This is a genomic window from Coriobacteriia bacterium (assembly GCA_014859305.1).
Taxonomy (GTDB): domain Bacteria; phylum Actinomycetota; class Coriobacteriia; order Anaerosomatales; family Kmv31; genus Kmv31.
The window spans coordinates 18,790-38,584 of record JACUUM010000003.1; the positions used below are offsets into that span (position 1 = coordinate 18,790).

Sequence of the window (19,795 nt, forward strand, 5' to 3'; positions counted from 1 at the left end):
CGTGAGCGGAGCGATTCGGATGGAACCCGCGGGGTTCGTCTACGCCGCGATCGTCCTGACGGCCTACGCCGTCCTCGCGTGGCGCTCGAGGCGCAAGGCGGCCCAGGCGGTCAGGACGGCCGGCAGGTCGCTCGCCGGCATGGCGACGACCTTCCTGGCCGTGTTCGCGCTCGTCGGGCTGTTCGAGGTCTACGTGTCCGCGGACGTGATCCGCGCCGCGATGGGCCCCGCTGCCGGGTGGACGTCCCTGCTGGTCGGCGGCCTGGCGGGGTCGTTCGCCGCGGGCCCGTCGTCGGCGGCGTTCCCCATCGCGCGCAGCCTGCTCGACGCGGGCGGCTCCGTCGCGGCGGTGCGGACCGGGCACGCTCCCGCGGTCGGCGAGCGGGACGCCGTGCGCCGGGTGTCGGAGACGAGGGAGGTCGGCGTTGACGCGGGACGGTGAGGGCGCCGCCGCACGCGGCGGGACCGGGAAGGGCACGAGAGGCAGGGCCTTCGTCCTGCTCGCGGTCGTGGCGGTGTTCGCGGCCTTGCTTGCCGGCAAGGCGGTCGGCACGTCCGGCGAGGGGGCCGGCTCCACCGCCGGGCCGGGGTCCGGCGCCGAGCCGGGAGCGGTGGAAGCCTACGAGAGCGCGTTGAAGGCCGGCATGCCGATCTACGTCCTGTTCCACTCCGAGACCTGCGTCCCGTGCGTGGAGATCGACAGGGTCGCCCGCGTCGTCGTGCCCGAGTACGAGGGGCGCGTCACCTTCGTCGACGCGATCACCGACGAGCCCGGCGCCCGCGAGCTGGCCGCGCGGTTCCCGTTCCAGTACATCCCGACGTCGTTCTTCATCGACGCGGACCGGCGGGTGGTCGATTCGTACACGGGCGTCCTGTCCGCAGACGAGATGCGTTCGCGGCTCGATGACTTGGTGAAGCCGTGAGCTGGGTGGAGTCGTTCTCGGGGAGCCTGGCGGCCGGAGACCTGTCGCTCACCGCCTCGTTCGCCGTGGCCTTCCTCGGCGGTCTCGTGGCCGGTTTCGGGCCGTGCGTGCTGCCGATGATGCCCGCGGTCTTCGGGTACGTCACGGGGAGCGCCGCTCGCGAGGTAGCAGGTGGGCGGCCGGCGACGCTCAAGGCCTTCGGTCTCGCGGCCGTGTTCGTGGTCGGCATGAGCCTGGTGTTCACGGCGATCGGGGTCGCCGCCGGACTGCTCGGGCGCGCGGTCATCGTCGGCACCTGGGCGTACTATGCGGTCGCCGCTGTCTGCGTGCTCCTCGGGCTCCAGATGCTCGGCCTCGTCGATCTCCGCTTCGACGCACTCAACCGGTACCTGCCGCAGCGCAGGCCGGAGCGGCGCGGTTTCCTGGGTGCGTTCCTGTTCGGGATGCTCTTCGGCGTGGTGGCGACCCCGTGCTCGACCCCGATACTGGCGGCGATCGCAGCGATGGCTGCGGTGGGGGCCTCGGCGGCCAAGGGGGGCGGGCTCCTGTTCGTGTTCGGGCTGGGCAAGGGCGTCCCCCTGCTCGTCCTCGGACTCGCGTCCGGATCCCTGTCCCTCATGCGGGGGTTCTCCCGGGCCGCGGGAATCTTGACGAAGACAGGCGGCGTCGCACTGATGGGGGTGGCGGGCTATCTCGTCTGGGCCGCGTAGGGGAGTGGGACGGCGGTTCGGACGGTCGTCACAGGCGGGACCGGCGTTCGGGTTGAGGTGAGGAGGTGCCGAGGGTGTGTCCGAGGAAGGCGTGGGCGGTGACGGTGAGCGAGGAGGACCGGCTGTGGCTCGAACGGGTCGTGATGGATGACGATCGGGACGAGGCGCTCGAGTTCGTCAAGAAGGTCGTCCATCGACAGATAGAGGGCCACGAGAAGGGGCTGCTGCAGTCGCACCTCGACACGCGGTCCAACCCGACCGCCGCGTTCCGCGACCGGCAGCAGGGGACGTAGCCGCCGAAGCGAAGGGAACTGCTCGCAGCGGTCACGGGAGCGTGCCGGCGGCGAGAGTGGTCCAAGGAGGCGGTGATGGGGGACTTGACGATCCGTGTCGCCGAACCCGAGGTGATGCGGCTGCGCAGGATACTGATGGACGAGGACGCGACGGAGGCCTTGGCGTTCCTCAAGAGGCACTGCGAGCCGGTGTTGGCGGCGTCCGACCGCCCTCACTGCGTTCCGGTGTTCGAGGCGAACTACGGGCCGAGGCAGCACATGCAGCATGAGAGAGGCAAGGGTCGTGCGGGAGGTGACCGGACGTGATCGAGGTGGTCTACGTGGAGCCGCCGGGCTGCGGTTGAGGCGGCTCGTCGTGCTGCTCGGGTGACGAGCAGGCGCCTTGGGGCGCGTACCCCGAGGGGTCGACTTGAGACATGCCGGCCGAGTGGCGCCTCCAGGTGCTGGGGGCACGCATCGCCGAGGCGGGGCTTGAGAGCGTCGTCACGCTCCGCCTGGCCGGTCTCTTCGCGCTGGAAGGCGAGCAGAGGAGCGCCGTGACCTCGGCGCTGCTCGAGTCGGAGGACTTCCCCGTCGTGCTCGTCGGGCACCGCATAGCATGTGCCGGGGCGGTCGATCCCGACGCCGTGATCGCAGCCGTGAGGGCAGAGTCGTGTCGCAGCCGTCACGTCTGACGGCTCCCCGGCCAGCTAGCTCGCGATCCCGCTGGACGGCGGGGCCAGGTACAGCTCGCCGCCGCGGTCCTTGCCGCGCCGCTTGGCGTCGTACAGGCTCCTGTCCGCCGCCGCGAGCAGCCCGTCGGGCGCGGATGCGGCCGAGAGCAACGGCCCCGCGGTGGTGACCGCCCCTCCGACGCTGACCGTCACCGTGAGCGGCTCCCGCCCCTCCAGCGGCACGCGCACCTCGCGCGTGCGCTGCACGATCCGTGAGACGAGCGCGCTCAGCACCACCATGTCCGTCTCGGGGGCGAGGACGGCGAACTCGTCGCCTCCGTAGCGGGCCACCAGATCGGACTCGCGCACGGCCTCGCGCAGCCCCTCTGCGACGGCCTTGAGCGTCCGGTCTCCCGCCGCATGACCGTACGTGTCGTTGACGCGCTTGAAGTCGTCCACGTCTACGAGCAGGACGGCGAGAGCCCTTCCGTACCGCGAGGACCACGCCGTCCACTGCCGCATGTGGTTCATGAGCCCGCGGCGGTTGTACAGACCGGTCAGCACGTCGCGCGACGCGTACGCTGCGAGCCTGAGGTTGTCGCTCCAGGCGCGCTTGAGCACGCGTGCCAGGAAGCCGGCGAGCGGGTCGTCGCTCAGGTTACGCTCGATCAACTCGACCACGTGCTCGACGTGACCGGCGTACTCCCGGCGGCGCCGGCGCACGCTGCCCGGCTCCGTGAGGTCGAGCAGCTCGCCGAAGGTGGGATCGAGCATGAAGAACTCCATGCGCGCGGCTGCGGCGAGCATCTGCTGAGCCGACATCCCCTCGACCGAGGCCGGCACGGCGGAGGCTAGTTCGTCGTGGAGCGCCTCGATGTGGCCCTGGAGCCCCTCGGTGTCGTTCACGACGTCCGGTACGAGACCCTGGTCCCACGCCGCCAGCAGCTCTCGCCACCACGCGACGTGCCCCGACTCCTCGTCGGCCAACTCGCCGAACTCGCAGGCGACGTCCACGTCCGGGCACCTCTCGGACATCCGCTGGTACGTCCGCGCCGCCAGTGCGTCCATCTCGGCGCAGTGCTCGAGTATCGCCCGCATCCGCTTCTCGCCGCCCCTTCGTTTCCGAACGCCGAATGCCCGGTCCGTCCTATTCCATCTATACCCCTCGCATCCGCGCCGGTCCAATAGCATCTCCGCAGGCAAGCGCCGTGGCCCCGCGCGCGAGCGCTTGCGTCGCGTCAGACGTGCGGGGAAGATAGCCCTATGGCCTACGAGCCCCGCACATACCGCCGAACGGTCGACCCCGCCGGGCTCGCGTGTTTCGAGGTCGCGATACGCGAGACCGACTTGCAGGTCTGCGCCGTGCGCGACCTGACCAACGAGACCGAGGACCTCGTGGTGCGGGCGCGCTGGGACATCGAGCAGTTCATCCTGGCGCACCCGCGTTTCCGGGAGAGCTACGCCCCTTACGACGTTCCGGCAGGCGCGCCGGAGATCGTGCGCAGGATGTCGCGTGCCGGTTTCAAGGCGAGCGTGGGACCCATGGCCGCCGTCGCCGGCGCGATCGCCGAGTACGTGGCGCGCGGGCTCTCGTCGATCTCGCCGGAGGTGGTCGTCGAGAACGGCGGCGACATCTACCTCATCGGAGGGACGGACCGGACGGTGGCGCTGCACGCGGGCCGCTCGCCTGTGACGGGAAAGGTCGGCATCCGCGTCCCGGGCGGGCTTCAGCCCGTGGCGGTATGCACCTCGTCGGGCAGCGTAGGGCACTCGGAGAGCTACGGGTCGGCGGATGCGGTCACCGTGCTCGCCCGCGACGGCGCGCTAGCCGACGCCGTCGCCACCGCGCTCGCGAACCGCGTGCGGGAGCCCGGCGACATCGAGGCGGCCGTGGAGGCCGCGAAGAACGTGACCGGAGTCCTCGGCGTGCTCGCGACCGTCGGCGGGCATATCGGGGCGTGGGGCAACGTGCATCTCACGTCGCTGGTCGGCTGACCCCTCGGCCGGGGCGCAGGGAACGGGAAAGGGGTGAGGCCGCCGGGGACGCGCCGGCGGCCCGAGACATGAGGGAAGGCGACATGGACAGCATCGACGAGCTCGACCTGTACGAGGCCGACCGCCGGCTGAAGCTCTACAACGAGTACCAGGACGCGTCGCGTCTCTTCACGTTCTACGTGGAGACCGAGCTGCGCGCGTACCTGTGCAACGAGTGCGACGTCGAACCGCACGACGGTTCCTCGGGCGTGTACTTCAAGGTGACGCTGCGCGACGTCTGGATCTACGAGGCCGAACGCATCAACCGCTTCGTCGCCGAGGCGGTCATCTGGTCGGTCAACGACGTCCACGTGCAGAGGCTCAAGGGCGAGGAGTGACCCGGCTGCCCGAGTCCGTGGACACCCGTGCCCGCCATGATGCCGCCGAGCGGATAGGCGCGCTGCGCGCCGAGATCGAATACCACGACCACCGCTACTACGTGCTGGACGCCCCCGAGATCTCGGACGAGGCGTACGACTCGCTGATGCGTGAGCTCCGCACGCTCGAGGAGCGCTACCCGGAGCTCGTGACGCCCGACTCGCCCACCCAGCGCGTCGGTCCCCCGCCGTCGGCCCAGTTCGCACCCGTGCGCCACGTCCGCAGGATGTACTCCCTTGACAACGCCTTGTCGTTCGAGGAGCTCACCGCGTGGACCGAGCGCATCCAGCGCGAGTTGGACAGGCTAGGCGCTACCGGGTGGAAGCACGCGTACGTCTGCGAGCTGAAGATCGACGGGAGCGCGATCGCGCTGACGTACGAGGACGGGCTGCTGGTGCGATCCGCTACGCGCGGCGACGGCACGACCGGCGAGGACATCACCGCCAACGTCCGCACGATCCGCACGGTGCCGCTGAGGCTGCGGCTCCCCGTTCCTCCGGCGCGCGTGGACGTGCGCGGCGAGGTCTTCATGCCCAAGGGTTCCTTCGCGCGCTTGAACGCGGAGCAGGAAGAGGCCGGGCTGCCGCCCTTCGCCAATCCGCGGAACGCCGCCGCGGGCGCGGTGCGGCAGAAGGACCCCTCCGTCACCGCCTCGCGCGACCTGGCCACGTTCGTCTACCAGATCGTCGACCCCGCTCCGCTGGGGCTGGCGACCCAGCACGACGCGCTGCAGTGGCTCGCGGAGGCGGGCTTCCGGGTGAACCCCGACGTGGCGGTGCTGCACACCGCCGAGGAGGTCTACGAGTTCTGCGTCCAGGCCGAGAAACGCCGCAACGACCTGCCCTACGAGATCGACGGCGTGGTGATCAAGGTCGACTCCTTCGAGGTGCAGGAGGCGCTCGGCTTCACCGCCAAGGCGCCGCGCTGGGCCGTCGCCTACAAGTTCCCTCCCGAGGAGCGTACGACCGAGCTGCTCGACATCCAGGTCTCGGTGGGGCGCACCGGCGCGATGACGCCCTTCGCCGTGCTCGAACCGGTCCTGGTCGCCGGCTCGACCATAACGAAGGCCACTCTGCACAACGAGGACGAGGTGGCGCGAAAGGGCCTGCTCGTCGGCGACACGGTCGTCGTGCGCAAGGCCGGCGACGTCATCCCGGAGGTGGTCGGGCCGGTCGAGGGGCTGCGCGACGGCACGGAGCGGTCGTGGAGCATGCCGGCGGAATGCCCGGTGTGCCGCCGGCCCGCGTGGCGGCCCGAGGGCGAGGCGGTCACCCGCTGCACGAACGCGGCCTGTCCCGCGCAGCGTCGCGAGCGGCTCCTGCATTGGGCCGGCAGGGCCGCCATGGACATCGACGGGATGGGCGAGGAGATCGTGTCGCGCCTCATCGAGGCCGGGGAGCTCGACGACGTCGCGGCCTTCTACACGCTCCGCTTCGAGGACCTCGCGAGGCTCCGGATGGGCACGACGTCCACCGGCAAGCCGAGACTGCTCGGCGAGACGGTCGCGGCCAAGCTCACCGAGCAGATAGAGGCCTCGCGCCACCGGCCCCTCGCACGGCTGCTCTTCGGGCTCGGCATCCGCCACGTCGGCGGCACCGTGGCCGAGCAGCTCGCCGACGCGTTCGGCTCGCTGGATGCGCTCGCGGCCGCGTCTCGCGAGGACCTCGCGGCGGTGGAGGGCATCGGCCCCAAGATCGCCGATTCGGTCTTCACGTTCTTCCGCAACCCCGAGAACCTCGAGCTGATCGAGCGCCTGAAGGCCGGCGGCGTCCGCACCGCCGAGGAGCCCCGCGAGCGCGCCGAGGAGCGTCCGCGCACCCTCGAGGGACTCACGTTCGTGCTCACCGGCTCGCTCGAGGGCTACACGCGCGAGGAGGCGGGCGAGGGTCTCAAGGCGCTGGGAGCCAAGGTCTCCTCCTCGGTCTCGCGCAGGACGTCCTACGTGATCGTCGGGGAGGAGCCGGGCAGCAAGTACGACAAGGCGCTCGAACTCGGCGTCCCGGTGCTGGCCGAGGAGGACCTTCGGCGCATCCTGGAGACGGGCGAGCGGCCCGAGGGGGCGAGGTGACGTGAGGGATCGCGACGAGGGCCCGCCCGTGGCCACCGTTCCTCCACCCGCCCCGCCCGGTGGACCGCCGGGGGCGCCTCGGGCGGAGGGGGAGCCGCCGGCCTCGGTGCCGTGGGGGGAGGCCGAGGCGCTCGGCATCGTGCTCCTCACGATCGCGCTGCTGCTGGGCACGGGCGGCATCCTCGCGCTGCCGGCGGTCCGGCACGCGGCCGAGGCGGCGCCGGAGCTGGTGCGGGGATCGGCGCTGGCCCTCAACTACGCCCTGCTGGTCGGCGTGGTGTGGTACGCGGCGAGGCGCCGCGGGCAGGCTCTGGCGCCGGCGGTCGGGCTGCGCCGGGTCTCGATACCGGCGGCGCTGGGACTGGGCGCGGTCGTCGCCTTCGCAGCGCGCCTGGCGATCATCGCCTGGGTCGTGCTGCTGGGGGCGCTCGGCATCGAGCTGCCCGGCGAGGGAGTGGACATCACCAGGCTCCTGCCGTTCACGCCGGCGGGTGTGGCGGTGACCGTGGCGCTCGCGGCCGTCGTCGCCCCGGTCGCCGAGGAGATCGTGTTCCGAGGGGTGCTCGTCACCGCGCTCGCGCGCAAGCGGTCGGAGGCGACCGCCTTCGTCGTCTCCGCCGCGCTCTTCGCGGCGCTGCACTTCAACGCCTTCACCCTCGTGCCCATCTTCATGCTCGGCGTGGCTCTCGCGTGGCTGTTCCTGCGTACGCGCACGCTGTGGATCCCGATCGCGGCGCACTCGGTGTTCAACCTGGTGGCCGTGATGGCGGCGTACGGCGCGAGGGCGGCGCAGTGACCCCCGAGCCGTCCTCCTCGGGACGGGGCCGTCCGAAGCCCAGGCAGAGGCCTCGGCCGGCCAAGGAACGCCGCTCCACGCCGCCCACGCCGGGCGCCGGCACGGCTTCGCGTCCCGCGCGCGAGGCCGGGCGCGGCAGCGCGGTAGCGACCACGCGGGCCGGACCCTCGCGCACCGCGGACACGACCGCGCGCGCCCCGGTCCCCCGAACCGTGGCACCCGCGGGCGCCCCGTGGTCCCCCGTCGAGGCGCTGGCCGTGATCGCCGTCGTCGCGGCGGGCTTCATGGTGAAGGACATCCTGCTGAACGCGGAGTGGCTCCGCGAGGCGCCCGCGGCGACGGTCGTGCTCCTGCGCGTGCTCGTGCTGGCCGTCTTCTACGCCGCCCAGGTCGCGGTGCTCGCCCACCTCGCGGCCCGGCGGGCCCTGTCCTTCGGCGAAGCCTTCCGGCTGAGGCGCGGCGGAGCGTGGCGCTCGGCCGCCGTGTCTGCGGGCCTGGTCGGGGCGCTGCTGGTCGGCACGCGCGCCGCCGCGACGCTGTACGCCGCGCTGGCGCACGGGCTGGGGTTCGACCCGCCGGGGATGCGCTGGAACGCCGACCTCTCGCGGGTCTTCGGGGCGGGGCTGCCCGGATTCGCGCTGACGGTGGCGCTGGTGGTGCTCGTGGGCCCCCTTGTGGAGGAGGTGGTGTTCCGTGGCGTCATCCTCGGGGCCGTATCTTCGCGCCTGGGGCCGTGGCCGGCGATCGTCGCCTCGGCGCTGCTCTTCTCGGTCTACCACTTCACCGCCTGGCTGCTCGTTCCCTCGTTCGTGCTGGGCGTGGCCTGCGGGTGGCTCGCGGCTCGGCGCCCGACGCTGATCCCCGCCGTCGCGCTGCATTCGCTGTACAATGCCGTAGCGGTCGCCGCGGCGTTCTACGTCGCAAGCCGCTGACGCGGTCCCCGCCCGCTTCAGGTCCCGGCCTGAGCGCGCGCTGCGACCAGAGGGAGGGCGGCTGCGGGGGAAGAGCACAACCACGGAGGGATGACATCTCGGACCGGAGCCCGAAGCGGCTGGAGAAGGGGCGATGCCGGAGATGGCGATCTCGGAGGACGAGGTACGGCACGTCGCGCTGCTGGCGCGGATCGCGCTCACCGACGAGCAGGTCGCGACGCTGGCCGGGGAGCTCTCGAGCATCCTCGACCACGTGAGTCGCATCCGGGAGCTCTCGCTGGACGGGGTCGAGCCCACCGCCCACGCGATCGACGTGACGGACGTGACGCGCCCCGACGAGGTCCGACCCTGCCTGCCGCGCGAGCGGGCGCTGCTCAACGCACCCGAGGCCGACGACGAAGGGTTCTTCGTCATCCCGAGGATCGTGGGGCCGGGTGGTGACGAGTGAGCATGGACCTGAGCAAGCTCACCGCGCCCGAGATCCGACGGGGGCTGGCCGCCAAGGAGTTCAGTGCAGCCGACCTGGTCGACGCGGCCTTCACCCGCATCACCTACGTCGAAGAGCAGGTCCACGCGTTCAACTCGTTCTCCCGCGACCTCGCGGCGGACGCGGCCCGTCGCATCGACGCGATCGTCGGCGAGGGCGGCGACCTGCCCCCGCTGGCCGGCGTGCCCGCGGCCCTCAAGGACAACATGAACCTCGTCGGGACCAAGACGACCTGCTCGGCGCGCATCCTCGAGGGTCACCGCAGCGTGTACGACTGCACGGCGGCCGCTCGTCTCGTCGCGGCGGGGGGCATCCCCGTCGGCAAGTGCAACATGGACGAGTTCGCGTTCGGCTCCTCCACCGAGAACTCCGCCTTCGGCCCGACGCGCAACCCCTGGGACCTCGACCGCGTCCCCGGGGGGTCCTCGGGGGGGAGCGCGGCGGCCGTGAGCGCGGGCGAGGTGGTGCTCTCGCTGGGCAGCGACACGGGCGGCTCGATCCGGCAGCCCGGGTCGCTCACCGGGACGGTCGCGATGAAGCCGACCTACGGCCGCGTGAGCCGCTACGGGCTGGTCGCCTTCGCGAGCTCGCTGGACCAGATCGGCCCGTTCTCCAAGACCGTCGAGGAGTGCGCGCTGGCCCTGAACGCTATCTGCGGCCACGATCCGATGGATGCCACCAGCGTCGACCGCCCGGCCGAGGACTTCACGGCCGGCCTGCGGGACGGCGTGGGCGGGATGCGGGTCGGGCTCGTCTCGGACCTGCTGGAGGCCGAGGGTCTCTCCCCCGAGGTGCGGGACTCGGTCAGGCGCGCGGCGGACACGTTCGCCGACCTCGGGGCGGACGTGGGCGAGACGACGCTGCCCTCGACCGAGCACGGGTTGTCGGCCTACTACATCATCGCGCCGGCCGAGGCCTCCTCCAATCTCGCCCGCTTCGACGGCGTGCGCTACGGGTATCGCGTGCCCGACGCCGAGGACGTGCTCGACATGTACATGCGGACCCGCGCGGAGGGCTTCGGACCGGAGTCCGTGCGGCGCATCATGTTGGGCACGTACGCGCTCTCTGCGGGCTACTACGAGGCGTACTACGGCCAGGCGCAGAAGGCGCGTACGCTCATCATGCGCGACTTCGATCTCGCGTTCGGGGAGTTCGACGTGCTCCTGACGCCCACCTCGCCCACGACGGCCTTCCGCCTCGGCGAGAAGACCGACGACCCGCTGCAGATGTACCTGTCCGACATCTTCACGATCCCGGTGAACCTCGCCGGCATCTGCGCCGTCTCGGTCCCGTGCGGGCTCGCCGGGGGGCTTCCGGTCGGGTTGCAGCTCATCGGGACGCACTTCGCCGAGGCGACCATCCTCCGCGCGGCGTACGCGTTCGAGCAGGCGCTCGGCTTCGATACCACGCCGCCGCTCATCCGCGATCTGGAGCGGATCGGCGAGCCGCTGGATTCCAGTCTGCTGCCCGTCACCGGCTCGGTCATCGTGCCGCCTGCGCCCTTCGAGGAGCCCGAGCGCGACTACCATCCGGAGCCGCCTCCCAGTGAGGGGCAGGGAGGTGGTACGGGTGGGTAGGGACCGACTCGCCGACGTGCTCGGGCGCTGGGAGCCGGTCATCGGGCTGGAGATCCACACCGAGCTCACCACGCTCGCAAGCAAGATGTTCTGCGGCTGTCCGGTGGCCTTCGGAGGGGAGCCGAACACCCGGGTCTGTCCGGTGTGCCTCGGCCTGCCCGGCGCGCTGCCCGTGCCGAACGAGGCCGCGGTGGAGGCGACCGTGCTCGCCGGGCTCGCGCTGGACGGCGAGATCAGCCGCTTCAGCCGGTTCCACCGCAAGAACTACTTCTATCCGGACATGCCCAAGGACTACCAGATCTCCCAGTACGACCTGCCGTTCTGCATCGGCGGCCACTTGGACGTGGAGGTCGAGGCCGACGGCGTGGGCTACGTCCGCCGGGTCGGCGTCACCCGCATCCACCTGGAGGAGGACACCGGCAAGATGGTGCACGTCGGCGGCGCCGAGGGACGTATCGCCGGCGCGACGAAGTCGCTCGTGGACTTCAACCGGGCGGGAACGCCGCTGATGGAGCTCGTGACCGAGCCGGACATCCGTCATCCCGAGGAGGCCCGCCGTTTCGCCGCCAAGCTGCGGCAGGTCTTCCTCACGCTGGGCATCTCGGACGTGAACATGGAGGAGGGCTCGCTGCGCGTCGACGCCAACGTCTCGGTGCGCGCGAAGGGCACGACCGAGTTCGGCACCAAGTCCGAGGTCAAGAACATGAACTCGTTCAAGGCGCTGCATGACGCCCTCGCATACGAGGTCGTGCGTCAGGCCGACGTGCTGGAGGATGGCGGGCGAGTGGTGCAGGAGACGCGCCACTGGGACGCGGGCGCCAAGGTCACCTCGGCTCTGCGCTCCAAGGAGGAGGCGCACGACTACCGGTACTTCCCGGAGCCGGACATGGTCCCGTTCACCTTCGACGACGCCTACGTGGACCGCGTCCGCGAGCGCCTCCCCGAGCTGCCGGACGCGAAGAAGGCACGGTTCGTCACGACCTTCGGATTGCCCGACCATGACGCGACCGTGCTGACGAGCGACCTGGACATGGCGGAATTCTACGAGGCTGCGGTCACGATCTCCGGCGTCGAGCGAGCCAAGCCCGTCGCGAACTGGATGCTCGGGGAGCTCTCCGCGCGTCTCAACGCCGCCGGCATAGGAGTACGGCAGTCCAACGTCGTGCCCTCCATGGTCGCCGAGATCGTAGCGCTGGTGGAGGACGGCACGATCTCGGGTGCGCAGGCCAAGGAGGTCTTCGGCGAGATGGCCGAGACCGGAGACGCGCCCGGAGCGATCGTCGAGATGCGCGGGATGAAGCAGCTCTCCGACGCGGGCGAGGTCGAGTCGGTCGTGGAGCGCGTGCTGGCGGCGAACCCCGACGAGGTGGCGAGCTACCGGAGCGGCAAGGCCGGGCTGCTGGGCTTCTTCGTCGGGCAGGTGATGAAGGAGACCCGCGGCCAGGCCAACCCGAAGGTCGTCAACGAGGTGCTCAGGCGGAAGCTGGGGTAGCAGGAGCGGGGAGGTCCGCTGCCCGCTATCCTCCCGAGGACGAGGAGGGGCCGTCTTGGAGCCCGTCGGACACAGGGTGCGCGTCGAGGTCGTCGAGATCATGGGCGGCGGCCGCTGCCCCGCCGGCATCGAGGTGGGCCGGGTGTGGGAGGTGGTCGACGGCACGGTGCCCGAGGGGATGTGCGCCTCGGCGTTCCACACCGTCCATCCGTTCGTGATGACGCTGCGCTTCGGGGGCGTCTTCCCGTGGAGCGGCGGGCCTCGGGCGCGGCTGTGCTGCCCGGACGCCGAGAACCCGGTGGTGTTCGTCGTCGAGCGGGACGAGACGTAGCGGGGCCGGAGCGCCCACGTGCCGTGAGCGTGCGGCGGCCTCGCCCGCGCGACCGCTACGGCATCGGGGGAGAGATCGGCTCGTCGGTCGCGACGTGGGTGGGCTGAGGCGGCACGGGACGCAGGTGCCCGCCCCGGTCGATCCGCACCGCCGCGGGCAGCGAGGCCAGCGCGACCACGAGCACGATCGTCAGCCCGCCGAGGAGCGTCTGCTGGACCCCGAAGGCGGCCGCCGCCGCGGGCGCGAACGCCAGAGGCAGCAACTCGGACCCGCGGCTCAGCATCTCGGACGTCCCGATGACCCTCCCTACCGCGGGCTTCGGTGTGTCGCGGTGTATGAGCGTGCGCTGCAGCGGGACGAAGAACCCGGCGGTGGCTCCCAGGGCGACGGCGCTCAGAGCGACGATACGCAGGTCCGGCGTCGCCACGTACGCCATCCCGCTGCCCGCCACCGCCACCACCGCCGCGCCGAGCGAGGCCGCCGTGACCCGGCGCTCGGGCAGGCGCGCGAGCGCGAGCGCGCCGAGCACGAAGCCGGGTCGCGCCGAGTTCGAAGGCGGCCTTGCCCCACACCCCGACGAAGAACGCGGCCTCGCTGCCGGCTCGCGCGAGGAAGCGCGCGAGGACGATGCGGTACAGGTTGCGGCGGGCGGCCATGGCGGCGGACGACCTTCCGGTATCTGCATACGGCGGGGGACAGGTTGCATACGGTAGCACAGGTCGGGCGCCGGTCCGCCGGCGCCGCCGGGCCGCTCCCGGCGCGATCCGCGCGGGCGCGGTCCCCGGGGCCGCGTGTGGTCAACGCTACAGGAACGGCAGCACCACCGCGGCCGTGAACAGCACCAGCGCCGCGGCGATGTAGCGGTAGTTCAGGTACCAGGGCGTCCCGGCGAGGTCCTCGGACTCGCGGCGCCACGTGTCGCGCGTCCAGAGGTACTCGCGGACCGCCTCCTCGGTGGGCGCTTCGGTCAGCAGCGACACGACCACGAACAGCACCGCGCTGAACGCCAGCATGATGCCGGTGCCGTAGAGGAACTGCACGTCGAAGAGCTCCATGAACTCGCCGGTGGCGAACTTCACGATACCTGTCGGTATCCCTATCAGCAGCGTGTAGAAGGCCGCCTGCCGGGTCGCGCGCTTCCACAGCAGGCCGCCGAGGAACACCACGACGACCGGCATCGTGATGTGTCCGAGGAACGACTGGAAGTACTCCACGATCGTGGGGAAGTTCCTGATCTGCGGCGCCCACAGCGCGGCGACCACCATGAAGACGCCGACCGCGATCCGCGACATGGCGAGCAGCTGGGCGTCGGAGAAGTCGCGCTTCCGCGTCCTCACGAAGTCGTTGATCACCAGCGAGCCGGCGCCGTTCAGCACGGAGTCCAGCGTCGACATCAGCGCGACCACGAGAGCGGCGAGGATCAGACCGCGCAGCCCCACGGGCAGGAAGTCGAACGCCAGCGCCGGCCAGATCTGGTCGGGGTCCTCCAGGCCCGGGTACAGCGCCCGGCCCATGAGGCCGGGCATGATGAGCAGCGGCAGGAACCACAGCTGGGTGAAGCCGGCGAACAGCGCGCCCCATCGGCCGTGGTTGAGGTCCTTGGCGGCGAGCACCTTCTGCACCACGACATGGTTGGTCGTCCAGTAGTAGAAGCCCAGGAACAGCACCCCCGTGAAGACACCAGGCCACGGCAGGAAGGCGTCGCCGGGCGGGTTGACGACGGAGAGGCCGTTCTCCGGGGCGATCTCCCGCAACGTCGAGAGCGACCAGCCCAGCTCGCCCATCAGCAGGAAGAAGAACAAGCCTCCTGCGAGAAGCAACAGCACGCCGTCGATCGTGTCGGTGATCATGACGGCCTGCAGCCCCCCGGCGATCACGTATATCCCGCCGAAGATCGCGATGACCCATATCAACAGGTACAGCGGGATGTCCGGGAAGAGCAGCTGCAGGGTGATCCCGCCGGCGAACAGCGCTCCGGCTGCGTCGATGAACATCGCGGTGAAGATCGTGAACGCCGAGAAGACGTAGCGCGACCGCCGGTCGTAGCGCTCCTCGAGGAACTGCGGCATCGTGTCGACCTTGGAACGCAGGTAGAACGGCATGATGAACAGGGCGAACACCACGAGGACGAGCGTGGCCATCCACTCGTAGTTCCACACCGCGACGCCGTCCTCGTAGCCCGCGCCGGCGAGCCCGATGTAGTGCGTGCCGGAGAAGTTCGCGGCCATCAGCGAGAAGCCCACCAGGGGCCAGATCATGCCGCGCCCCGCAAGGAAGTAGCCTTCCGAGTTCTCCTTGCCGCGGCCGACCCATAGGCCGATACCGATGATCACCCCGACGTACGCGACAGCGATCACCAGGTCGATCGCCGTAAGCTCGAACTCGGGCATGGCGTTCCTCCCCCCCGGGCTTCGGTCGTGAAGCTGGGGACTTCATTCCCCGGTTCTACGGCGTGCGGCGCGTCATCTCAGGCTCGTGCAGCCGCTGCCGGTCGCTCGACGGGCAGATCCAGCGCTCGCCAGGCCGTCATGCCGCCCAGCATCACGTCTAGCTCGCAGCGCCCCGCCCGCTCGAGGAGGCTCGCGCCGGTCATGGAGCGCACGCCCGTGCTGCACACGACCGTGACGGGCCGGTCCCGAGGGACCTCGCCGATGCGTGCCCGCAACTCGTGCAAGGGGATGTGTTGCGCTCCGCCGATCACTCCGGACTGCTCCAGCTCGGCCGTCCTGCGTACGTCCAGCACGTGGACCCCGGCGCCGGCGTGTCCGTGTCCGCAACCGCACCCGCCCCGGCCGCAGCCGCCGTCGCCGAGCACGCGTTCGGCCTCCTCGGCGGAACCGGAGAGCCAGTAGAACAGCTCGCGGGCATCCGGCGTGCCGTACTCGCTGCCGGGATGACCCGAGGTGAGCCAGCGCATCATGCCGCCCCCGTCGAGAACGCCGGCGATGCGGTCGAAGCCGAGGCGGACGAGTTGCCGGACCGCCTCGGAGGCGTCGGCGCCCTCCGTCACGAGCAGCAGCGGGCTGTCGGCGTCGAGCATCCAGCCCGCCCATGCGCCGATCTCGTCGAGCTGGATGAAGAGCGAGCGGGGGACGTGGGCGGCTGCGAAGCAGTCCTTCGATCGCGTGTCGAGGACCAGCGCGCCATCCTCGGCCCGGGCGGCGAACTCGGCGGGGGAGAGCGGCTCGGGCTCCGCCGGGCGCGGCATACGCGGCGGATCGAGGTTAGCCTCGCGCATCCGTGCGAAGTACGGCGGCACCGGCAGCGCTCGGGACTGCTCGGCATGCAGAACGACGAACTCGTCGCGCCTCAGCGAGAGCTTCGGGCTGAGGCGCCACTCCAGCCCGAGCGTCGTCCATGGACGGTCGGCGATAGCCGCGCCGCACGCCGAGCCCCCGCCGTGCGCGGGGCAGAGAAGGACGCCGTCCCCCAGCGGCAGGATGACGCGCTGCAGGGACTGGTGCAGCTGCTCGGCGGCCTCCTCGGCTCTCTCGTCGCCCGCCAGGTCGGTGCGCCCGAGCTCGCCGGCCATCAGAGCGTCTCCTGAGAAGAGCATCTCGGGCGTGCCCCCGGCCTCGCGCAGCACGTACGCGACGTGCCCGGCCGTGTGCCCCGGGGTGGGCAGCGCCTCCAGCGTCCGGTCGCCGATCCGCCAACGCTGTCTCGGTTCGACCGCCTCGCCGTAACGGTAGGTCTCCCCCGCGTCGGCGTGCCAGATTCGCGCGCCCGTGCGTTCGGCGAGCTCCACGCTGCCGAGCACGAAGTCCTCGTGCCGATGCGTCTCGAGCACGTGCGCGACGCGCATGCCGTGACGGGCGGTGAGCTCAACGTACGCGTCGACGTCGCGGCGAGGGTCGATCACGACGGCCTCGCCGTCCGCTGCCAGCACGTACGAGAAGTGGGCGAGCCCGACGGACTCGATGCGCTCGAACAGCGGTGGCATCGCGTGTACGCCTCCAGGTGGACGGCGATCCTTCACGCGGTTCTTCCCCCCCGGGGCCGAGAGTTCCCTTCCCGACGTAGAGACCGTCAGTTCCGCGGCCTCCCGGCGTTCTCCTATCGAAGCGTCGGAACGCGTTGCGCGCCGGCGGACGCATCACGACCGGCGAGAGGGCCGGTCAGGGAAGGGGTTGCGGGAGCATGACACGCTTGACGAGGTGGGCGCTGGCAGGGGCCGACCCGAGCGCCGAGGCACGCGCCGGTCGGGTGCCGGCGAGGGCGGGGACGAAGGGCGCCCTGCGGGCGGTGTCCACGAACGCGCCTTGGTCGCGGGCCGCAGCGTCCCTCACGACCGCCGCAGCCGGAACACGCCGCCGAGACCGGCGTAGCGCCCGTCGTGCAACGGCAGCCCCTTCGAGTCGAGCGTGAGGCGCTCGAGGAACCTGCGGCTCTCGCGCGGCAGGACGGGGCAGTCCGCCGCATCGCTCAGCGAGCGCTTCACACACGCGACCTCGGGGCGCGAGAAGTACCCGCCCACGAACTCTCCGACGAGACCCGCCTTCCGCGCCAGGCCGAGGAAGTCCTTCGGACGCCACAGCCGTACGTCGCCTCCGCCATGGGAGCGGCCGTCCTCGGCGAAGGCGGCCTCGAGGCAACGAGGCGGCGGACGGTCGTCGGCAAGCGGGCGCTCGTAGGCGACGCGCAGGTGTAGCCAGACGCTTTCGCGGTTGTAGACCATCACGTTCGCGCGGCCGCCGGGCGCGAGCAGGCGCCGGAACTCGCGCAGGACCGCGAGCGGGTCGTTCGTGCGCGCGAGCGCGCCGTTGGCGAGGATGAAATGGAACGCCCCCTCGCGGATCGGCAGTCCCGGTGAGCCGGGGGCGAGCTCCCACAGCAGTGCACGCTCCCCGAGCGAGGGGTGGACCGCGAGCCGTTCGCGGGCGAGCCGCAGCGCCGCGTCACCGGCCTCCGCGCCGATCGCGAGCCGCACCTTGGAGTGCAGGAGCAGCCCGGTGATGTCGGCGCCCGAGCCGCAGCCGTAGTCCAGCACGATCTCGTCGTCGTGCCCGTCCCACAGCTCGAGCATCCTGCACATCCTCGGGTAGCGCCGGTCACGCAGCGCCAGCGCGAGGCGCGACTCGACGGCGCTGCTCACGGTCGCCTCGAGCACCGTGTCCCGTGACCACGGGGCATCCACGCCGCGCTCCCGCTGCCGCGCCTGATCCGTGATCACCGATCCTCCTTCCGCCGAGGAGGAGTCTTTACCCAGGGTTCACCCGAGGTACGAGGGGCATGGCCTCACCGCTCCTCCGGCGCGCCGCAAACGGTCTCCACCTGCCCGTCGAGCGGCCGGGCCAGCCGCCCGTCCTCCAGCCACAGCACGCGGTCGGCGAGCTCGCGGATGCGCTGGTCGTGGCTCACGATGACCACGCTCGCTCCGTGCCGGTCCGCCGCGCCGCGCAGCCGCTCGACGACGTCGCGGCCCGCGCGCGAATCCAGGTTCGCCGTGGGCTCGTCGCACAGCAGCACCTCGGGTCCGTTGGCCAGCGCGCGGGCGATGGCCACGCGCTGCTTCTCGCCGCCGGAGAGCTGCTCGGGCAGGAAGGCGAGGCGCTCTCCGAGCCCGAGCTCGCGCAGGAGTTCCTCGGCTCGGCGCTTGGCCTCCCGGCGCGGGACGCGCGCGAAGCCCAGGACCGCCTCCACGTTCTCGCGCGCGGTGAGTGCCGAGAGCAGGTTGAAGTCCTGGAAGACGAAGCCCAGGTGGCGGATGCGCACCGCCGGGAGCTTGCGCTCGGAGAGAGCGGTGACGTCGGACTCGCCGACCACCACGCGGCCGGCGTCGGGGTGCAGCAGCGCGCCCATGATCGACAGCAGCGTGGTCTTGCCGCTGCCCGAGGGCCCCATCACGAGCACCATCTCGCCTGCGCGCACGTCCACGTCGACGCCGCGCAGCGCCTCGACTCGGGCGTGCCCGCTGCCGAACGCCTTCGCGACGCCCTCCACGCGCAGCTTGACGCCCGCGCCGCCCGCCACGCGCCCGCCGCCCCCCGCGCCGCCCGCCGCAGCCCCGCTCACCGCCTGAACACCTCCGCCGGGTCGATCGCCGCCACCCTCGCGATCGGGACGACCGCCGCGGCCAGCGCGACCCCTGCCGCCGCCGCCAGCACGCGCGCGACGGTGCCCGCCTCCAGCGCCATGGGGATACCCGACGCGGTCTCCCGCAACGCGTACTGCACGACAGCCGCTCCCGCCAGGCCGAGTCCGGCACCCAGGGCGGCGGCGATGGCCGTCTGGGCGAGCACCGTGCCGAAGAGCGAGCGGCTCGGGGCGCCGACGGCCTTCAGAAGCCCGTACTCGGGGAGCTTCGACAGAGTGGCGGTGTATGCGGTCAGACCCGTCACGGCAAGGCCGATGAGCAGCGCCACGCTCACCATCATGCGCATCAGGTCGATGCTCACGTCCGCGACGACCTGCCGCTCCTCGGCGGCGAAGCGCGAGCGGGTCTGCACGGTGACGCCGTCGAGCTGACGGCGCAGCGCGTCGGCGACCTCCTCGGCGTCCGCGCCGCTCTCGAGGTCGACGAGCACGAAGCTGACCCTGTCCTGCAGGCCCCGGGCCTGCTCGAGGTCGGCGAAGCGCACGAACGCGATCGAGTTGAGCACGGTCACGGCCCCGCGCGAGAGCCCGCCGATGCGGAAGGTCGTGCCGGCTGCGGTCACCTCGTCGCCGATCCCCACGCCGACGTCGCGTGCGAGCTGCTCGTCGATCAGGATCTCGCCGGGCGCGGGGTGCTCGTCGCCTTCGGCACGGGCCCAGGGGCCGCCGTTGTCGCCACGGCGGTAGCCGATGAGGTAGGCGATGGAGCGCTCGTCGTCGGCGATGAGGAAGGTGGTCTCGTACAGGATCGGGTCGGCTTCGGCCACCCCCTCCGTCGCGCGGATCAGCTCGACGTAGGCAGCGGGGAACTGTGAGCTGGACATGTGGAAGCTGCGGACGCCCTCCTGCGAGACGACCAGGTCGAACCCGGTGTTGTCCATGTACGTCGTCGCCTGGCGCGTGGCTCCGGCATAGATCCCCTCGATGGTCAGTATGAGCAGCGCGGCCAGGCCGATACCGCCGACGCCGATGAGCAGCCGCGGGGGGCTCTGGAAGAGGTTGCGCAGGGCGAGGCGGACGAGCAC

22 protein-coding genes are annotated in these 19,795 nt (G+C 71.5%); 15 read left to right on the forward strand and 7 right to left on the reverse strand.

Annotated elements, in window-relative coordinates; all coding sequences use genetic code 11:
* The first annotated feature begins 1 nt into the window (after position 1).
* The 6 genes from IBX62_00950 to IBX62_00975 all read left to right on the forward strand — a co-directional run bounded on the left by IBX62_00950 (position 2) and on the right by IBX62_00975 (position 2,600).
* Positions 2-442 (forward strand): hypothetical protein, encoded by a 441-nt coding sequence (locus tag IBX62_00950; GenBank protein ID MBE0475657.1) that lies wholly within the window; start codon positions 2-4, stop codon positions 440-442.
* Positions 426-923 carry a thioredoxin family protein gene (locus IBX62_00955; protein MBE0475658.1) on the forward strand — a complete coding sequence of 166 codons (498 nt, stop codon included), beginning with the start codon at positions 426-428 and terminating at the stop codon, positions 921-923. Before IBX62_00950 ends, IBX62_00955 begins: the two co-directional genes overlap by 17 nt.
* Entirely contained in the window at positions 920-1,633 is a 714-nt protein-coding gene (locus tag IBX62_00960) for a sulfite exporter TauE/SafE family protein (protein ID MBE0475659.1), read from the forward strand. The genes IBX62_00955 and IBX62_00960 overlap by 4 nt, the downstream gene beginning before the upstream one ends.
* A gap of 74 nt (positions 1,634-1,707) precedes the next feature.
* Positions 1,708-1,926, forward strand: coding sequence for a hypothetical protein (locus IBX62_00965; GenBank protein ID MBE0475660.1), 219 nt, complete (start codon positions 1,708-1,710; stop codon positions 1,924-1,926).
* A 75-nt stretch (positions 1,927-2,001) separates the two neighbouring features.
* Positions 2,002-2,232 (forward strand): hypothetical protein, encoded by a 231-nt coding sequence (locus IBX62_00970; protein MBE0475661.1) that lies wholly within the window; start codon positions 2,002-2,004, stop codon positions 2,230-2,232.
* A gap of 110 nt (positions 2,233-2,342) precedes the next feature.
* Positions 2,343-2,600: a hypothetical protein gene (locus IBX62_00975; protein MBE0475662.1), complete on the forward strand. Its 258-nt coding sequence runs from the start codon at positions 2,343-2,345 to the stop codon at positions 2,598-2,600.
* 15 nt (positions 2,601-2,615) lie between these two features.
* Here the strand turns inward: IBX62_00975 and IBX62_00980 are convergent, their stop codons facing one another.
* A complete protein-coding gene (locus tag IBX62_00980; GenBank protein MBE0475663.1) occupies positions 2,616-3,677 on the reverse strand; it encodes a diguanylate cyclase in 1,062 nt (353 codons plus the stop codon).
* A gap of 165 nt (positions 3,678-3,842) precedes the next feature.
* On the opposite strand from IBX62_00980, the gene IBX62_00985 reads away from it, so the two are divergent.
* From IBX62_00985 to IBX62_01025, 9 genes are all read left to right on the forward strand, one after another.
* Entirely contained in the window at positions 3,843-4,574 is a 732-nt protein-coding gene (locus IBX62_00985; protein ID MBE0475664.1) for a UPF0280 family protein, read from the forward strand.
* Positions 4,575-4,657: 83 nt separating this feature from the next.
* Positions 4,658-4,951 (forward strand): DUF2469 family protein, encoded by a 294-nt coding sequence (locus IBX62_00990; protein ID MBE0475665.1) that lies wholly within the window; start codon positions 4,658-4,660, stop codon positions 4,949-4,951.
* Entirely contained in the window at positions 4,948-7,059 is a 2,112-nt protein-coding gene (ligA, locus tag IBX62_00995) for an NAD-dependent DNA ligase LigA (protein ID MBE0475666.1), read from the forward strand. Before IBX62_00990 ends, ligA begins: the two co-directional genes overlap by 4 nt.
* A 106-nt stretch (positions 7,060-7,165) precedes the next feature.
* Positions 7,166-7,855: a CPBP family intramembrane metalloprotease gene (locus tag IBX62_01000; protein MBE0475667.1), complete on the forward strand. Its 690-nt coding sequence runs from the start codon at positions 7,166-7,168 to the stop codon at positions 7,853-7,855.
* 257 nt (positions 7,856-8,112) lie between these two features.
* Entirely contained in the window at positions 8,113-8,787 is a 675-nt protein-coding gene (locus tag IBX62_01005; GenBank protein MBE0475668.1) for a CPBP family intramembrane metalloprotease, read from the forward strand.
* A 142-nt stretch (positions 8,788-8,929) separates the two neighbouring features.
* Positions 8,930-9,235 carry an Asp-tRNA(Asn)/Glu-tRNA(Gln) amidotransferase subunit GatC gene (gene gatC, locus IBX62_01010; protein ID MBE0475669.1) on the forward strand — a complete coding sequence of 102 codons (306 nt, stop codon included), beginning with the start codon at positions 8,930-8,932 and terminating at the stop codon, positions 9,233-9,235.
* A gap of 2 nt (positions 9,236-9,237) precedes the next feature.
* Positions 9,238-10,851 (forward strand): Asp-tRNA(Asn)/Glu-tRNA(Gln) amidotransferase subunit GatA, encoded by a 1,614-nt coding sequence (gatA, locus tag IBX62_01015; protein MBE0475670.1) that lies wholly within the window; start codon positions 9,238-9,240, stop codon positions 10,849-10,851.
* Complete coding sequence (gene gatB / locus IBX62_01020) at positions 10,844-12,343, forward strand: Asp-tRNA(Asn)/Glu-tRNA(Gln) amidotransferase subunit GatB (GenBank protein MBE0475671.1); 1,500 nt, start codon at positions 10,844-10,846, stop codon at positions 12,341-12,343. Before gatA ends, gatB begins: the two co-directional genes overlap by 8 nt.
* A gap of 55 nt (positions 12,344-12,398) precedes the next feature.
* On the forward strand, positions 12,399-12,674 hold the full coding sequence (locus tag IBX62_01025) for a TIGR04076 family protein (protein ID MBE0475672.1): 276 nt from the start codon (positions 12,399-12,401) through the stop codon (positions 12,672-12,674).
* Between the two features lie 55 nt (positions 12,675-12,729).
* Here the strand turns inward: IBX62_01025 and IBX62_01030 are convergent, their stop codons facing one another.
* The 6 genes from IBX62_01030 to IBX62_01055 form a co-directional block, all read right to left on the reverse strand.
* Positions 12,730-13,203: a hypothetical protein gene (locus IBX62_01030; protein MBE0475673.1), complete on the reverse strand. Its 474-nt coding sequence runs from the start codon at positions 13,201-13,203 to the stop codon at positions 12,730-12,732.
* 274 nt (positions 13,204-13,477) lie between these two features.
* A complete protein-coding gene (locus IBX62_01035; GenBank protein ID MBE0475674.1) occupies positions 13,478-15,064 on the reverse strand; it encodes a sodium/solute symporter in 1,587 nt (528 codons plus the stop codon).
* A 77-nt stretch (positions 15,065-15,141) separates the two neighbouring features.
* A complete protein-coding gene (locus tag IBX62_01040) occupies positions 15,142-16,617 on the reverse strand; it encodes an MBL fold metallo-hydrolase (GenBank protein MBE0475675.1) in 1,476 nt (491 codons plus the stop codon).
* A gap of 342 nt (positions 16,618-16,959) precedes the next feature.
* Positions 16,960-17,847 carry a methyltransferase domain-containing protein gene (locus IBX62_01045; protein MBE0475676.1) on the reverse strand — a complete coding sequence of 296 codons (888 nt, stop codon included), beginning with the start codon at positions 17,845-17,847 and terminating at the stop codon, positions 16,960-16,962.
* Between the two features lie 65 nt (positions 17,848-17,912).
* Positions 17,913-18,647: an ABC transporter ATP-binding protein gene (locus tag IBX62_01050; GenBank protein ID MBE0475677.1), complete on the reverse strand. Its 735-nt coding sequence runs from the start codon at positions 18,645-18,647 to the stop codon at positions 17,913-17,915.
* A 38-nt stretch (positions 18,648-18,685) separates the two neighbouring features.
* Entirely contained in the window at positions 18,686-19,795 is a 1,110-nt protein-coding gene (locus tag IBX62_01055) for an ABC transporter permease (protein ID MBE0475678.1), read from the reverse strand.

What these genes read in the sequence shown, in the direction of transcription:
- IBX62_00970 (MBE0475661.1), top strand. Translation starts at nt 2,002, where the DNA reads ATGGGGGACTTGACGATCCGTGTCGCCGAACCCGAGGTGATGCGGCTG.
- IBX62_00975 (MBE0475662.1), top strand. Translation starts at nt 2,343, where the DNA reads ATGCCGGCCGAGTGGCGCCTCCAGGTGCTGGGGGCACGCATCGCCGAG.
- IBX62_00980 (MBE0475663.1), bottom strand. Translation starts at nt 3,677, where the DNA reads ATGCGGGCGATACTCGAGCACTGCGCCGAGATGGACGCACTGGCGGCG.
- IBX62_00985 (MBE0475664.1), top strand. Translation starts at nt 3,843, where the DNA reads ATGGCCTACGAGCCCCGCACATACCGCCGAACGGTCGACCCCGCCGGG.
- IBX62_00990 (MBE0475665.1), top strand. Translation starts at nt 4,658, where the DNA reads ATGGACAGCATCGACGAGCTCGACCTGTACGAGGCCGACCGCCGGCTG.
- gatC (MBE0475669.1), top strand. Translation starts at nt 8,930, where the DNA reads ATGGCGATCTCGGAGGACGAGGTACGGCACGTCGCGCTGCTGGCGCGG.
- gatA (MBE0475670.1), top strand. Translation starts at nt 9,238, where the DNA reads ATGGACCTGAGCAAGCTCACCGCGCCCGAGATCCGACGGGGGCTGGCC.
- IBX62_01035 (MBE0475674.1), bottom strand. Translation starts at nt 15,064, where the DNA reads ATGCCCGAGTTCGAGCTTACGGCGATCGACCTGGTGATCGCTGTCGCG.
- IBX62_01040 (MBE0475675.1), bottom strand. Translation starts at nt 16,617, where the DNA reads ATGCCACCGCTGTTCGAGCGCATCGAGTCCGTCGGGCTCGCCCACTTC.